19 protein-coding genes are annotated in these 13,959 nt (G+C 68.5%); 2 read left to right on the top strand and 17 right to left on the bottom strand.

Going from position 1 to position 13,959, the window contains the following annotated elements:
* Positions 1-229 precede the first annotated feature (229 nt).
* The 12 genes from AH6_RS19675 to AH6_RS19730 form a co-directional block, all read right to left on the bottom strand.
* On the bottom strand, positions 230-550 hold the full coding sequence (locus AH6_RS19675) for a helix-turn-helix domain-containing protein (protein WP_067481887.1): 321 nt from the start codon (positions 548-550) through the stop codon (positions 230-232).
* Positions 547-1,623, bottom strand: a complete 1,077-nt coding sequence (locus tag AH6_RS19680) for a tyrosine-type recombinase/integrase (protein ID WP_067481889.1) — start codon at positions 1,621-1,623, stop codon at positions 547-549. The genes AH6_RS19675 and AH6_RS19680 overlap by 4 nt, the downstream gene beginning before the upstream one ends.
* A gap of 164 nt (positions 1,624-1,787) precedes the next feature.
* On the bottom strand, positions 1,788-1,928 hold the full coding sequence (locus tag AH6_RS43880) for a hypothetical protein (RefSeq protein WP_157431585.1): 141 nt from the start codon (positions 1,926-1,928) through the stop codon (positions 1,788-1,790).
* Positions 1,928-2,530 carry a hypothetical protein gene (locus tag AH6_RS19685; protein WP_067481891.1) on the bottom strand — a complete coding sequence of 201 codons (603 nt, stop codon included), beginning with the start codon at positions 2,528-2,530 and terminating at the stop codon, positions 1,928-1,930. Before AH6_RS19685 ends, AH6_RS43880 begins: the two co-directional genes overlap by 1 nt.
* Entirely contained in the window at positions 2,527-3,729 is a 1,203-nt protein-coding gene (locus AH6_RS19690; protein ID WP_067481893.1) for a DUF3560 domain-containing protein, read from the bottom strand. The genes AH6_RS19685 and AH6_RS19690 overlap by 4 nt, the downstream gene beginning before the upstream one ends.
* A complete protein-coding gene (locus AH6_RS19695) occupies positions 3,726-4,706 on the bottom strand; it encodes a hypothetical protein (RefSeq protein ID WP_067481895.1) in 981 nt (326 codons plus the stop codon). Before AH6_RS19695 ends, AH6_RS19690 begins: the two co-directional genes overlap by 4 nt.
* Positions 4,703-5,512 (bottom strand): deazapurine DNA modification protein DpdA family protein, encoded by an 810-nt coding sequence (locus AH6_RS19700; RefSeq protein WP_067481897.1) that lies wholly within the window; start codon positions 5,510-5,512, stop codon positions 4,703-4,705. Before AH6_RS19700 ends, AH6_RS19695 begins: the two co-directional genes overlap by 4 nt.
* Positions 5,512-5,817 (bottom strand): hypothetical protein, encoded by a 306-nt coding sequence (locus AH6_RS19705; protein ID WP_067481898.1) that lies wholly within the window; start codon positions 5,815-5,817, stop codon positions 5,512-5,514. The genes AH6_RS19700 and AH6_RS19705 overlap by 1 nt, the downstream gene beginning before the upstream one ends.
* Complete coding sequence (locus AH6_RS19710; RefSeq protein ID WP_157431586.1) at positions 5,810-6,247, bottom strand: hypothetical protein; 438 nt, start codon at positions 6,245-6,247, stop codon at positions 5,810-5,812. Before AH6_RS19710 ends, AH6_RS19705 begins: the two co-directional genes overlap by 8 nt.
* Before the next feature lie 32 nt (positions 6,248-6,279).
* Positions 6,280-8,058: a ParB/RepB/Spo0J family partition protein gene (locus AH6_RS19715; protein ID WP_157431587.1), complete on the bottom strand. Its 1,779-nt coding sequence runs from the start codon at positions 8,056-8,058 to the stop codon at positions 6,280-6,282.
* 351 nt (positions 8,059-8,409) lie between these two features.
* Positions 8,410-8,718 (bottom strand): hypothetical protein, encoded by a 309-nt coding sequence (locus AH6_RS19725; RefSeq protein ID WP_067481907.1) that lies wholly within the window; start codon positions 8,716-8,718, stop codon positions 8,410-8,412.
* Complete coding sequence (locus AH6_RS19730) at positions 8,711-9,043, bottom strand: hypothetical protein (RefSeq protein ID WP_067481909.1); 333 nt, start codon at positions 9,041-9,043, stop codon at positions 8,711-8,713. The genes AH6_RS19725 and AH6_RS19730 overlap by 8 nt, the downstream gene beginning before the upstream one ends.
* Before the next feature lie 368 nt (positions 9,044-9,411).
* Here AH6_RS19730 and AH6_RS19735 point away from each other — a divergent pair, with 368 nt between their 5' ends.
* Complete coding sequence (locus AH6_RS19735; protein ID WP_067481911.1) at positions 9,412-9,735, top strand: hypothetical protein; 324 nt, start codon at positions 9,412-9,414, stop codon at positions 9,733-9,735.
* A 5-nt stretch (positions 9,736-9,740) separates the two neighbouring features.
* On the opposite strand, the gene AH6_RS19740 is transcribed toward AH6_RS19735, so the two are convergent.
* From AH6_RS19740 to AH6_RS19755, 4 genes are all read right to left on the bottom strand, one after another.
* Positions 9,741-9,953, bottom strand: coding sequence for a transposase (locus AH6_RS19740; RefSeq protein WP_083983202.1), 213 nt, complete (start codon positions 9,951-9,953; stop codon positions 9,741-9,743).
* 220 nt (positions 9,954-10,173) lie between these two features.
* Positions 10,174-10,395 carry a hypothetical protein gene (locus AH6_RS19745; RefSeq protein ID WP_157431588.1) on the bottom strand — a complete coding sequence of 74 codons (222 nt, stop codon included), beginning with the start codon at positions 10,393-10,395 and terminating at the stop codon, positions 10,174-10,176.
* 233 nt (positions 10,396-10,628) lie between these two features.
* Positions 10,629-12,257 (bottom strand): acyl-CoA dehydrogenase family protein, encoded by a 1,629-nt coding sequence (locus AH6_RS19750; protein ID WP_067481915.1) that lies wholly within the window; start codon positions 12,255-12,257, stop codon positions 10,629-10,631.
* Positions 12,254-12,847, bottom strand: a complete 594-nt coding sequence (locus AH6_RS19755; protein ID WP_067481917.1) for a TetR/AcrR family transcriptional regulator — start codon at positions 12,845-12,847, stop codon at positions 12,254-12,256. Before AH6_RS19755 ends, AH6_RS19750 begins: the two co-directional genes overlap by 4 nt.
* A gap of 117 nt (positions 12,848-12,964) precedes the next feature.
* Here AH6_RS19755 and AH6_RS19760 point away from each other — a divergent pair, with 117 nt between their 5' ends.
* Entirely contained in the window at positions 12,965-13,642 is a 678-nt protein-coding gene (locus tag AH6_RS19760; protein WP_083983204.1) for a DUF1707 SHOCT-like domain-containing protein, read from the top strand.
* Between the two features lie 30 nt (positions 13,643-13,672).
* Here the strand turns inward: AH6_RS19760 and AH6_RS19765 are convergent, their stop codons facing one another.
* Positions 13,673-13,936, bottom strand: a complete 264-nt coding sequence (locus tag AH6_RS19765; RefSeq protein ID WP_067481919.1) for a DoxX-related protein — start codon at positions 13,934-13,936, stop codon at positions 13,673-13,675.
* Positions 13,937-13,959 lie beyond the last annotated feature (23 nt).

Consider the following 13,959-nt stretch of genomic DNA (forward strand, 5'->3'; position numbering starts at 1 on the left):
ACGGGGAGCGGACCTCGGATCTTGGCGAGGCCGAGCTCCCGCATGGCCTGGCCGCGGCACATCCGGCAGTAGCCATTGAGCGCGGGTGCCCTTCGGCCGCAGCCGATACAGTCGATCCGTTTCCAGCTGCCGCGCCCCTGGCAGGGGGTGCAGCGCCCGGTGGCCGGATAGATCGGGCCTCAGCCCAGGCACAAGCGACAGCTGTCGATGGGGCGTTCGAGGTGCTGGTTCACACCGGGGGCAACGAGCGGCCGGTGCGCGGGCGGGGAGTGACGGTCTCCGGGCCGGTGCCGGTCTGCTCCTGGGGCTGTTGGTCGGTGGTCTTGTGGACCTTGTCCGGTTCGGGGATCAGGAGCTCATCAACACCACAGCCAAGGACCGCGCAGATGATGTTGAGGTCGGAGAGCTTGACGCTGATCGGCTGGCCCGACCACAGCCCGGACATCTTGCCGGAGCTGATCACCAGGCCGTGTTCGGCGAGCATGCGCTGGAGTTCACTGGCCTTCCAGATGCCGCGGTTGGCGGCGGCCAGCCGCAGGTTCCATCTCATCCCAGCAGTCCTTCCATCCGGGCGGCGGCGCGCTGCGGGCCGGCGATCCAGGCGTCCTCGACATGAGTCTGGTGCACATGCACGTACCGCATTGTGGTGGTGATCCACCAGTGTCCGAGCAGCTCCTGGATCGCGATCAGATCCATGCCCGCCCCGTACAGCTGCGAGGCGCAGTAGTGGCGCAGCACGTGCGGAGTCAGCAGGTCCACCCAGTGCGGTAGGTGGACCTGCGCAGCTTCCCTCAGGCCCCGCCGGTAGGACTCGGGGCTCACCCGTGCGGCCGATCCATCGGCGTTGCGGCGTTCGGAGGGGAACAGCGGGGCGCCGGGGCGGGTGTGGTCCTCGTCGAACAGGCCCCACACATCCTCGATGTACCAGCGCAGCAACCGGTCCGCGCCGTTGATCAGCGGAGTGACCCGCTGGCGCGGGCCGCTTCCCTGGCTGCCCTTACCGAACCGCACATGAAGCTTGCCGAACCGGCCCAGTTCCCACCGCATGTCGTCCAGATCCAGGCAGCGGACCTCGTTGACGCGCAGCCCGATCAGGGACATTAACCGGGACGCGGTGTAGTTCCGAGCGGCCGTGGCGAATTTCCGGCAGGTCGTCAGCTCCGCACGCCATCCAGCGAACAGCACGTCGATCTCGGCGTCTGTCGGCGGGATCCGCAGGCCGATGTCCTTGCGGCCCCGCGGCCAGTTCATCTCATCCAGCGGACACTGCACGAGCTGGCCCGTCAGCTCATGCAGCTCCGCCCGGAACCGCAACTCCAGGAAGGTGAAGTAGGTCGACAGGCTCTGTGCGCGGGCCAACCGTGTGGCCTGGGAGTTGCCGCGCGTCACCTTCCCGAAGTAAGCGTCGGCATCCTTGGGCTCCATCGCCCACAACGGCGCTCCGAACCACTCCCTGACCTGCTCTAGATGACTCAGATCGTTGCGGACCGTGCTGTCGGACAGACCTGCGGACGCTCTCGCAAGGACGAAACCCGACAGCACGTCCGTCTCAAACGCCTCAATCTCCTCCACCGTCGCCGGAACCGGGCGGCGCGAAAGATCCCGAACAGACGCGAGCTCCACAGCAACCCCCGATCTTCGGCTAACCAAAACATAGACCAGGAATATTGGGAGAGTCTCGGGAATCCTGAAATATCTTCACCTGCTGTGGTTGCTGATGTATCCCCATGGAGGCCCAGGCCAGGGAGGAGGAATGCCTGGTTGCAAGCTGACGACCGAGGCGGAACCTAGGTGCTTTCCCGCAACAGCAGGACCATGTCTTGGACGCCGTGCTCGGCGGCGACCCGTTGTGCGGTCGCCCAGGAGCTGATCCCGCCCGACCACTGGATCACATGCGCGACGCGAGAGCCCGCTCCCGGCAAGGACATCACGCGCCCTCCGCAGGGACGGCGCCGATGAGGCCGACGATCTCGTCGATCCAGCCGCGGGCCCCTTGGAGAGTGCCGCGGAGTCCGTCCCGCTGCTCTTCGGTCAGGCAGGACGCGTCCCCCTTCAGCCGATAGCGCAGCCACTCGAACTCGTCGCTCGCGTTCTCGACGGCCATCACCAGCATCCGTGCCCGCTCCAGGGGCGTCTTCTCATAGCGGGGGAGTTGGCCGCCCTCGGCGATGTCGGCCTCGACTTGGGCATGGGCGGTCATCCACTTCTTGAAAGGGAAGTCGCTGGTGAGCTCGTTGCGTGCGGCGAGGACGGAGGCGGCCAGGAAGCGCACGGTCTCGACGGCGATCCGTTCGGCGATGAACAACCGCTGGTACTCCGTCAGGTCGCCGGGCGTCCAGCCGTTGGTCTTGCAGTACAGACGCTCCAGCCGCTTCCTGATCTCAAAGAACCGCTCCTGCTGGCCGGCCCCGGGGTTACCGAGAGCCAGCGCCATGTGCCAGGCCCCATCCGCGACGGCGGCGGCCTGGATGTGCAGCTGGAATCGGTCGCTGTGCTCCAGTTCGTAAAGCTCCTGCTCCTGCTGGTTCATGCGGCGCTCCCGGAGGGCGCGCCGGGGTTGGGAGACTGTTCCTGGAAGGCGTCGGGATGCTGGGAGCGCGCTTCAGCGGCGGTGAGCTTCCCGGTCACCTCGGTGTAGGTGATCTTGTTCTTCCAGCCGGGGCCGCCCGCCGCGTTACGGGCGTTGACGCTGGTGACGATCTTGAGTTGGTGGGTGTTCACGCCGTTGTGGACGGTGAGGGTCTTGGGGTTGCGGCGGGCGATCTCGTAGAACCGGGTGCCGACCTTGGCGAAGTCGCCGACGGCGAAGTCTTCGCGGGTCCAGACGCGGATGCCCTTGGCGGCGCGGGTCTCCTCCAGGTGCCTCTTCCAGTAGGTGATCTCTTCCTCGCGCATCGCGACGAGCGCGGCGCAGATGGCGAGGGAACCTTCGCTGCGGACGATCTGGATCTTCGCGAGGTTGCGTCGCAGGTCCAGCGCCAGGATCTTCGAGCCCACGGGGAGCTGGGCGAACCTGTCCCGGAAGCTTTCGCGCTGGCGTCGGTAGCCGAGCCCTCCGAGCCAGATGGTCCAGTAGTCCTCGCGCGGGAGCATCTCCCGCTTCAGGCGCCGGACCTCGGCTTCCAGCCGGTCGATCCGGTTGATCGTCGTCCTGATCGCTTCGCGGCCCTTCTGGTAGGTCGCGGCGTCCTCAGCGCGCTTGGCCCAGTGTCGGCCGCGCCGCACATGCTCCAAGCCCCGCTGCTCTTTGGCGTTGCGCTTCTCCTCTTGGCGGACGGTCCGGTTGAAGGAGTGGTGGCCGATGAGATGGGGCTGGCCCAGGGGGATGTGGCTGCGTTCCTCGTCGACCTGGGCGATCATCGCCTCGCCCTTGGCGGAGGCGCTCTGGGCCCAGCCATCGAGGCGGTCGGCGCGGGCGTTGGCCCGGTCGTAGCGGTCCTGCTCCAGCTCGGCGAACGGGGTGGTTGGCAGGGTGGTGTGGTCGATCTCCACCGTGACGTCGTAGTCAGCCTCGCGCAGCGCTTCGGCGCAACGGTCGATCTTGTCGGTCTTGGCCAGGTGCCGCCGGGTCGAGGGGACGTACCAGTACGCATCGCCGTGCTCAGGATGCTCGGGGAGGGAGTTGGACGGACGGAACCCGATCTGATGGATGATCGAGGCGGTGCTGTCGTTGCGGCTGGTGCCGTACACGACGGTGCCGGTCTCGAAGGTGTGGCTGATGACGATCAAAACGGTGCTCCTTTCTTGCCGGGATGAAGAAGCGCCCCGCCCGGAGTGGGCGGGGCGCTGAACGAGTTGGGGCGGGCCGGGTCAGTCCAGGCGTGGTTGTAGAAGGGATCGGTGTAGGTGTTCAGGGCCGCGTCGAGTTCGGCTGCTGGGATGGCGAAGGTGGCGCCCCATATGCGCCAGACCGCAGTGCAGGCCCAGGTTGCGACGGCGGCACGGTCGTTGTCGCTGGTGGGGGTGGGCCAGGCGGAGATGCAGTCCAGGCCGAGCTCCCACATGGTTGCGTGGATGCGAATGAGCGCCCACTGCTCGCCGGGGTGGGCGGGCAGATCGCGGACGTCGGTGTCCTCGATGGCCGCCCATGCGGCCAACGCTCGGGCTAGGTCCCAGAACTGGACTCGACCCGAACCCTGCAAGATGATCTTGTATTGCCCGTCAGATCCCCTGGACAGGACCAGCCGGACCGGCCGGATGCGCTGGGCGGTGGTCATGGCCGGAGTCGTCGTCACCGCTCGTCCCGGGACGGCGGGCCAGGATCGTTCACCCGGACGGTGCGAATGACCTGCCCGCCAGGATCGGTGCCGTATTCGCGACGGGCCTTGCCGGTTGGCTCGTAGTCGAGGAGCCATTCCCGAAGGCGGGCGCCGCTTGGGCCCTCCAGGAGCGGAGGAGGCGGTCAGCCGAGGGAAGCTGTGGCCGAAGTTGTCGCGCTTCCAGTAGTCGCGCAGCTCATCCAGGGCAATGACGGCCTCGTAGTAATGGACGGTGGTGCGCTCCCAGGCCAGGGTGACGGTGCCCGATTCCTGGATGAGGTCGACGTCCCAGGCCAGGAAGACCTCGGATCCGCCCTCGTCGAGCTCGGCGGAGTAGACGGTGGAGCCGCCGTCCTCGTTCTCCTGGTGCCTCCACCAGCCGGTGCACGTTCCGGTCTTGCCGGTCTCGCGCCAGCGAACCCGAACGCCTTCTTTGAAGATCGTCATGCGGCTTCCGCCAGCGCGGTCTTGATCAGGTCGAGGTCCTCGACATGACCGGGGTGGTGCCGTTGGACCTGGTCCAGGAGCGTCTCGCGCCAGTCCAGCGCGTAGGGCAAGCAGTTCCCGCAGTGCCCCGGGTGATCGTGACCGTGGATACGGACTTGTTCCCACCTGGCGGTGCGGGACCAGGACAGGCTGTCGGCTGAGGCGATCTTGTCAGCGGAGGCGAGGAGACCCTGGATCTTGTAGCCGAAGGTGTGGAGCTTGATCCCGTACCCGGCGAGTTCGTCGATCAGCAGGGCAGTGGAGATGGTGTTGCCGCGGCGGCAGACCGATCCGAGACCGACGATCGGCTCCTTGGTCAGGTCGATGCCGGCGGCGAGCCACTGATCGAGATGCCGAAGGTAGTCGCCCCTGCGGACGCCCTGAAGCACCATCATCCACGGCAGCTCCGGCTCACGTTCCCGCAGATCAAGCCCGTTCCGGATCGTCGCTGCCTGGTGTTCGGCGATCGACAGGCCGGTCTGTTTGAGGGCGGCGTCCTCGCACGGCCAGTCGAGCTGCGCGCAGTGCGACATCGGGCCTATCTCGTCGTGGTAGCGGCGGGCGAGCTTGGCGTAGGCGGGCGCGTCCAGCCGCCACCTGCCGAACGCGGTCAGCTCGGTGTAGGCGCCGGAATCCAACGCCCACACAGCGCCCTGGAGTCGGCGGGGCAGGGACACCAGCGGGGAGAGGGCGTGCTGGGACACATACAGCGGAACGCGGACGTGCCGCAGCCACGAGGGCTGGTGGGTGCCGAGGAAGAACCGCATCAGGCCGTCACCGCCCTGCGCACCGGCTCCTCGATGAGGGCCAGGTCTACGGGCCTGTCGTTGGTGGCGTAGACGAGCCCGAGCCGGACCGGGCCGCCGAACCGCTGGGTGCTGTCGACCGGCGGGAGCTCGGCGGACTCCTCGTCGGCCAGGTCGACGGTGACGGTTTCGCCCCGGGGATTGGTGACCAGGAAGTGGTTGGCGATCGAGCCAGGGGCACTGCGCATCCGCCATGCCTGCTCAGCGGCCTCGCGCGGGTTGATCGCCTGACACTCGGTCTCCCAGACGATCGTGTAGTCAGGCATTCTCAAGTTCCTCCCCGGAGCGGGCCGAGGTGGACTGGCCGGCCAGCACAAGGTGTTGACGGGCGCTGCCGAGCGCGTCGGGAATGTTCCGCAGGTTCTCCCTGGCGGAGTCGAGATGGTGGCGGGCGGTCATGGCCGCAGGCAGGTTGGTGATGCCCGGTCCGGTGCCGGAGGCGTCGTCCCGGATGGCGCGGAGGGTGAGCTGGATGAGCGCCTCGGCGATTCCGCCCAGCCGGGCGGAGATCATCTGGGTGCGGAGTGCGAGCCGGTCGATGTCGGCGGGCGTGATCTGGGGGTCGAGGTAGTCGTAATCACCGATGAGCGTCAGCGCGACCGACAGCGCGTCGTGGGCGTCGATCAGTGCTGGCTCCGCCGGAAGAAGATCGTGCATGAAGGTCTTTCGGGTAGAGACGGCGGAGGGCAGCCGCACCGGGATGCGGCTGCCCTCGGGGACGGAGGGGCTTAGGCGGCTACGGCTTGCGGCTCGGTGTGGTCGAGATCGCCTTCCTCGGCGACCTGGTCGTCCTCGCCGGACAGGTCCTGCGCCTCGTCGCCGGGCTCGTCGCGGGGCTCGTCGTCGGCCGTGGTCACGGCTTCGGAGCCCGGCAGCTCTTCGGGACTGGCCTGTCCGTCGGTGTTCTCGGCGGGCTTGGACGCCGCGGCCTCGGCCTCGTCACCGAGATAGGGGCGCTGCTCGGCGACGGCCCGCTCGATCGGGCTGGGCTCCCACCCCTGGCTGGCACCGATCGCGATGCAGAACCGCAGGTAGGCTCCGGCGTCGGCGAAGCCGACCGGGCTGTACTTCTCCTCCCGCCAGGTATCGCGGCGCACCCCGTGGTCATCGCTCATCTCCTGCTCGTAGGCGTTGATGATCGGCGCCAGCGCGAGCATCCACAGACCCGGCAGGGAAGCGCGCTCGGCCGCGGTACCGGCCTCGATCGCCCGCGCCCGGTTCCGCATCCCGAACAGCTGCGAGTTCTTGGCCGCGCTCAGCTTCTTGCACAGCGGCTCGGGCATCGTCAGGTACTGGAGCGCGACGAACTCCGCGACGGTCCGCACGAGATCCTTCGGCGGGGTGGGCCGTTTCAGGAACTCGGCCAGGAACTCGCAGCGGACGCGGGCCGCCGCCGGCCACGCCACGTTGCCCTCGCGAACGATCTTGTGGGGCATACGGGGATCGGCCTCTTCGACCGTTCCCTCCTGCCCGACCGGAACCGGGCGGGTCGTCTTCGGCTTGTTGGTCGTGCCGGTCGCGGCCCACACGTGCTTGTGCTTGACCGGGTTGTCGCAAAAGTACTTGGGCTCGCTGTCGGACCAGCGGGACAGGACCACACCGCGACCGAGGCAGGAAGCATGAGCCTCGGCGTCCATCCGCTCGGTGCCGTTCATCAGCTCGTTGAGATAGGCGCCCTTGCGCGGCAGCTCGTACGCCACCTGGACACCGGCCGCCTTCAGCTCGGCCAGGAGTTCAGCCTTGCGGGCCTGCTGCTTGCGCTCCTCCAGCAGCTTCTGCACGGTGTACTTCAGCGGGGCGGGGTTCCACTGGTTCCGGGACCGCAGCAGCCGGTCCATGATCTCTTCATCCTCGCTGTACTGCGCCAGGACCGACAGATCCTCGATGGTCCACTCGTAGCCGACCTTCTCCAGGGTCTTGTGGTGCTCCGGCGTGAGCGTCGCGGCACGGATGCCAGCCTTGACCTCGGCGGCCTTCAACCCAGTGGCCTTGCGGATGTCGGTCTGGGTCATCCCGAGCTCAAAAGCCCGAAAAAGCGCGGCGGCCTCCTCCTTGACCGTGAGGCCGACCCGGTAGCGGCTGGTGACCAGCATGTGGAGGGCCTGAAGGCCCTCGTTGTCGACGGTCTCGGTGTTGAAGGTGTACGGCACCTTCTCCAACCCGACCTTGAGCGCGGCGTCCAGCCGACGGTTTCCGTCGACGACCCGGAAAGCGCTCCGGTCCGGCTCGAACGTGATCTGCAGCGGGGTGATGATGCCGAGCTGGGCGACCGACCGGCAGAGCTGGGTATCGGCCTGCGCGTCCTCGCGGACGTTGTCCGGATGCTTGATCAGCAGCTCCACCGGGATCATCGGCCGGGCGGTGTACGCCGCGACCTCCCGATGCCGCTGCTCCGGGCTGAGGACCTGATCGACCGGATCCGACTCGACCGCTTCCAGATCGGGGGCTTCAACCACCCGCTCTTCCAAGACTTCGACCTCGGAGTCGATGACGGCTACTTCACTCACGTGCCCTCCAGGCGACCTATGCGCCGGGCTGGCCTGAGTCCCGCTTTTCTGCGGTGACCCGGGGGACACAAGGACGGTCCCTGCCCGGCTCAAGGCGCCCGCGGCGCCCGCAGGCGGGACCGCAACCGGTGGTCCGGGCGGGCCAAGATCTTTTCCCGAAGGGAAAAGATCTGTGGGCCGCCAGGGACGAGCGCAGCGAGAGCCGGTTGAGGGCACGGCAAGGGGGACGCAGCCTGGAGAGCCGGGCAGGGCCGTCCGCCCCCGGGGAACCGCAGCCGAACACTCCCAAGACGCCGAAAAGCCCGGCACATCCGTGACAGATGCGCCGGGCTTTCAGGGACTAACGATCTTCTATGAGTCTCGATCCACCACCACGGGAGGGCGGCGGATGATGGCGAATGCCGGGGTTGAGGGCCCAACGTAGGCCCCGGTCACGTTGTAGTCGATGTATTCGGCCGCTTCCTCGACCTCCATCCCTGCGTCCGTGAGGACTGTGAGGCAGATAGAGAGGTCGTAGAGGGCCACGACAGAACGGCCAGCGGCGCTCCATACCTCCGCAAGCCCGATCAAGGCCGGGTCAAAGCCGTCCGCGATCAGAGCCTGCCCGTCGCTTGCGTCGACGAGTTGTTCGACGATGTCGTCGAAGAGGGGGTCAGTCAAGCAGGCCCTCCACGTTCTCGTGACGACGGCGCCGGGTCTTGCGGCGCGGCCGGGCGGCGATCGAGAGCGGCATTCCAGTCCGGGTGTCGAACGGCTGACCCTCGCCGCTGGCGACCACGAGCATGTCCTGGAAAGCCTTGGCAAGGCTGTAAGAGCGGAAGTTCCGGCCTCGTCGGTGGCCGGCGACCAGCCACACCACGCGAAAGGTGTCGCCCTGGGAACCGTGCCGGACACTGATCCACTCCCATACCTGGATCTTGTAGGTGACCTCGTGCTTGTGGTTCCGGCTCTTGCGAACTTGGTTTGTTGAATTTGTCGGGTGCATCAGAGGAGTGCCTCTTTCTCTGGGCTGAAGGAAGTTGTTCAGGCGGTACCGGCTGGTTGAGCGGTCCGCCTGAACGTTTCGTACCGGACAAGAGTCAATACGAGTTCTCCTCGGTGGGAGACGTGGCAGGAATCTACACTCACGAGAATTTTTGGTCAACGCAGAGGGCTGATCCGGGGCAGATGGCACTGGCCGCACCTCATGGCGGTCGCTCGCCGGGAGTGCCTTGATCTTGATGGTGTGCCAGTGGCGTCCCTGGGGGTGTGGGGTCGGCGCGGTTCCCCAATCGGGAGGGGAGCGGCGTCGCCATGGCATCCCGTTAGGTTGCGCTCTTCTCCACAGGGCTCCGTCAACCTTCAAGGGGGCGGTTGGCGGTACTTGCTACCCGGCCAGGCCAGGACGTTTCAGGCTTCCTCGAAGCAGACTGCTGGTCGGACTACTACTGCGCGCAGGGCGCCGCGACCGAGAAGGGGCAGTGGATCATCGCAGAAGCCGAAGCGATCGGTACCAGCTACAAGAAGGCGCTGGAGATCACCGGGTATCGTCCTGCCGCGCGGGCCGCGATCCTCGGAGACCCGCTCACCACGGAGGCCCCCAGAGAGACGCTGCTATCACGCCCTGAAGAGCGTGCGATCACCCTGGCACAGGTCCTTGCGGCCCCTGTGGCGCGCAAGGCCGCTCAGAGGTCCTAACAGAATCAGCGGACGAGGTGTCGCCAGCAGATGATGGCTGCGGCCAGGATCATGAACGCCTCGTGGATGTCGTCGCGGATCTCCCAACGGATGCGCAGGTGGCGGAACCAGTGCAACAGGGCGATGGTGCGCTCGACGACGTAGCGCTGGGCGCTCAGGCCCGAGCCGTGCGGGGTGCTGCGGCGGGCGATGAGGGGCTTGATGCCCTTCTTCCGCACCAGGCGCCGACACCGTCGACGGACAAGCGTACGAAGTGCACCGAGCCGTGCAGCGCATCGGCGAGGCGAGGAGTGAGCCGGTGCCCGTGCGTCGTGAACGTCACTGCCATCGACGTCGACCCTGCGATCCCCGCACACCCCGGGCGAAGCGGAAATGTGCCATCGGCTCACCACCTCCCAGGCCGATCCCCAGGCACCCGGTGCCGTCGACCTTGACCGCCTAGCCGACCACGCGGTCGGCTTCGAGCATGGCGGCGTGCTTGGGCGCATAGCAGTAGCTGGAGCGGAGTTCACAGGCATTAGTCAGCGCGACGGACAGATACCGGGGAGCACGCGAGACCTGAGCTGGCGGCACTGCTACCTCGTCGAGCAGGATGTTCAATCCGGTATTGCGGTCGAACAGGTGCATCCCGGCTTCGGACAGGCGGACCTTGTAGCTCACCCGCCCCAGCATGCCAATGTCACCAGCCCCGGCGCGAACTGATCGGGTGCTTGGCGGCTTCTCTCGAAGCGGTTGCGGAGAGTGCTCACCGAAGACGCTCCACAGAGCGCCACAGGACTCCGCAAGTTCGGCGGAGAGGGTGGATTTTAGCCGCTTCTTTAACGAATGATCTTGCCGGAGGCGGGTTGGCAACGGACCAGGAGGGCCCGCGTTCAGCCCTCCCGGCCGGTCCGTCAAGGGGTCTTGGGGATGGCGCGTTCGATGATGGGGGACAGGTCCAGGCCGGTGGGGAGGGTGCCGTAGGCGTTGCCCCAGTCGCCGGCCAGGCGGGTGGCGCAGAAGGCGTCGGCGATGGCGAGATTACCGTGCCTGACCAGCAAAGATGCCTGGAGAGTGAGGGTCATACGCTCGACGACGCGGCGGGCGCGGACCTCGATGGTGGCGACGTCGGTGAGTGAATCTTTGACCTCACGGATGGCGGCGTCCAGGGCGGGGTTGGCGCCGGCAGCGAGCTCTACCTCGGTGAAGAACGCCTCGATCGTCTGAGGTTCGCGTACCATGGCTCGTAGGGAATCGAGAGCGGCTACGTTGCCCGAGCCCTCCCAGATCGAGTTCAGGGGCGACTCGCGGAACAGGCGCGGCATCCCCGACTCCTCCACGTAGCCGTTGCCGCCCAGGCACTCCAGCGCCTCGGCCGTGTGGGACGGCCAGCGTTTGCACACCCAGTACTTGCTGACGGCCAGCGCCAGGCGCTTGAAGGCCGTCTCGGACGTGTCGCCGCGCACCGAGCGGTCGGTCGCGCCCGCCAGGCGCGTCATCAGGACCGTCGCCGCCTCGGACTCCACCGCCAGGTCGGCCAGCACGTTGCGCATCAGCGGCTGGTCGATCAGGTACTTGCCGAACGCCTTGCGGTGCGCGGCGTGGTGGGCGGCGACCTGGAGGCCCTGGCGCATCCCGGCGGCCGCGCCGATCACGCAGTCCAGGCGGGTCATGTTGACCATCTCGATGATGGTCCGCACGCCCCGGCCCTCCTCGCCGACCCGCCACGCGACCGCGTTCTCGTACTCGACCTCGGACGAGGCGTTCGACTTGTTGCCCAGCTTGTCCTTCAGCCGCATCAGGCGCAGCGGGTTCAGGGAGCCGTCGGGCAGCACGCGGGGGACCAGGAAGCAGGTCACGCCCGCCTCGGTCTGGGCGAGGGTCAGGAACACGTCGCACATCGGCGCGCTGGTGAACCACTTGTGGCCGACCAGGGAGTAGGTGCCGTCGCCGTTCGGGGTGGCGCGCGTGGTGTTGGCGCGGACGTCGGAGCCGCCCTGCTTCTCGGTCATCGACATGCCCGCCAGCAGCGCGTTCTTGCCGAGGGGCGCGCGCAGGCCGAAGTCGTACTCGCGCTTGGCCAGGAGGGGTTCGTACTGGGCGGCGAGTTCGGGGGTCTGGCGCAGGGCGGGGACGGCCGCGTACGTCATCGAGATCGGGCAGCCGTGCCCGGCGTCCACCCGCCAGGCGTAGAACTTGGCGGCGCGCGCCACGTGCGCGCCGGGACGGTCGTCGGCCCACGGCGCGCCGTGCAGGCCGTGCGTGACGGCGACGGTCATCATCTCGTGCCAGGCCGGGTGGAACTCCACCTCGTCCACGCGGTGCCCGTAGCGGTCGTGGGTGCGCAGGACCGGTGGGTTCTCGTTGGCGAGACGGCCCCATTCCTGCGCCCGCTCGGTGCCCGCCAGGCGGCCGAGTTCGTGCACCTCGTCGGCGGCCCAGCCCGCGCCCTCGCGCGCCAGGCCGTCCAGGAGGGCGGCGTCGTCGGCGACGTCGTACCCGGTCAGCGGGGGGACCTGGTTGAAGACCTCGTGGGTGGTCACGGCTGCACTCCAAGGGCTCGGTGGGCGAAACGGATCAGGGCGGGGACGGGGGCGGGCGAGCCCGCGGCCAGCGGGCCGACCAGCGCCTCGCCGATCGCGCCGACCAGGGCGGTGGCGCTGAGGACGGGGTCCTGCTCGGGCAGCTCGCCGCTCGCGACGCCCTCGGCGACGTAGCGGGTGATCACCTCGGCGTAGGCGCGCCGGAACACCAGCCGCTCGGCCTCGACGGCCGGGTCCACGGGCTCGGCCAGCAGCGCGTACGCCAGGCGCGGCGCGCGCAGCGCCCGGCCCGCGAAGGTCTCGACGACGGCGGTGACGCGCTCGCGGGCGGTGCCCTCCAGCGCGGCGGCCCGCGCGACGGCGTCCACCTCGCGCTGCGAGGCCGTCCGGAACACCTCGGCGACCAGGTCGGCCTTGCCGGGGAAGTGCCGGTAGACGGTGCCGGTGGCCAGGCCCGCGCGGTCGGCGACGGCCGCGACCGAGCAGGCGCGGTAGCCGCCCTCGGCGACCAGCTCCAGCGCGGCGGTCACGATGCGCTCGCGCGAGGCGGTCAGGCGCGCCTGCACTCCGGGGGTCCTGCGGTAGGGCATGGAAGGATTGAACCTCAATTCATTTCTTGCGGCAAGCCCGCATCCTCCTGAAGGCGAGGGGACATCTCGTCCGCGCGGCGGATTGCCGAAGGTGGCCGGGGGCATACCTTCGGAATCATGAGTCAGCCCACCCCGCAGCAGGGACGGCCGCCGTCCCCGGCGCAGCCGCCGGGCGGCCGGTCGCACACGCCCGCCGAATCCGTCCGCGCCTCCGACGCCGAGCGGGAGGCGGTGGTCGAGCGGCTGCGGATCGCCTCGGTGGAGGGGCGGCTCACCTTCGAGGAGCTGACCGAGCGCAGCGAGGCCGCCTACGTGGCGGTGACGCGCGGCGACCTGGAGCGCATCATCGCCGACCTGCCCGCGCTCGGCGCGCCCGGCGCGCAGCCCGCCCCGGCGCAGGTGCGGCGGCGGTTCAGCGCGATCATGGGCGACTGCAAGGAGCGCATCTCCGGCCGGGTCGACCAGGAGCTGGAGGCGTTGTCGGTGATGGGCGACGTCGTGCTGGACCTGCGCGACGCCCAGGTGCCGACCGGCGAGGTGACGGTGGTCGCCACGGCGGTGATGGGCGACGTCAAGATCATCGTGCCGGACGGGGTTGCGGTCGAGCTGACCGGCTACGCGGTCCTCGGCGACCGGCGGGTCCTGGTGCGCGAGGGGGCCGCCGGGGCGCGCGCGCCGGTGGTGCGGGTGCGGGCGCACGCCGTCATGGGCGACATCAAGATCGTGGACGACGAGCACCACGCGCCGGTGCGGCGCGCCATCGTCTCCTGGTGGGACGAGCGCAAGGACAGGTAGGGGCCCGGCCGCCGCCGGACCCCGGCCCTGCTACTGCGGGTTCTTGCTGTTGTAGGCCGTGCGCGCGCCCAGCCACGCGGTGTAGACCGCCGTGCCGACCAGGCCGATCTTGCGGGTCTTCTGCGTGGTCAGGGCGAGGCCCAGGGCGAGTTCGGTCGCGCCGTTGCGCTTGATCCAGGCGGCGGTGTCCTGCGGGAAGGCCAGCTTGGAGATCGGCTCGAACACCTGCGGCGCGGCGAAGTGGGCGGCGCCGGTGGCGGCCAGGGCGAGCCCGGCGGCACGGAGAAGGGCCATGGTGCGGATTCCTTTCGAGGGTG

The organism is Actinomadura hibisca NBRC 15177 (genome assembly GCF_001552635.1).
GTDB classification, from domain to species: domain Bacteria; phylum Actinomycetota; class Actinomycetes; order Streptosporangiales; family Streptosporangiaceae; genus Spirillospora; species Spirillospora hibisca.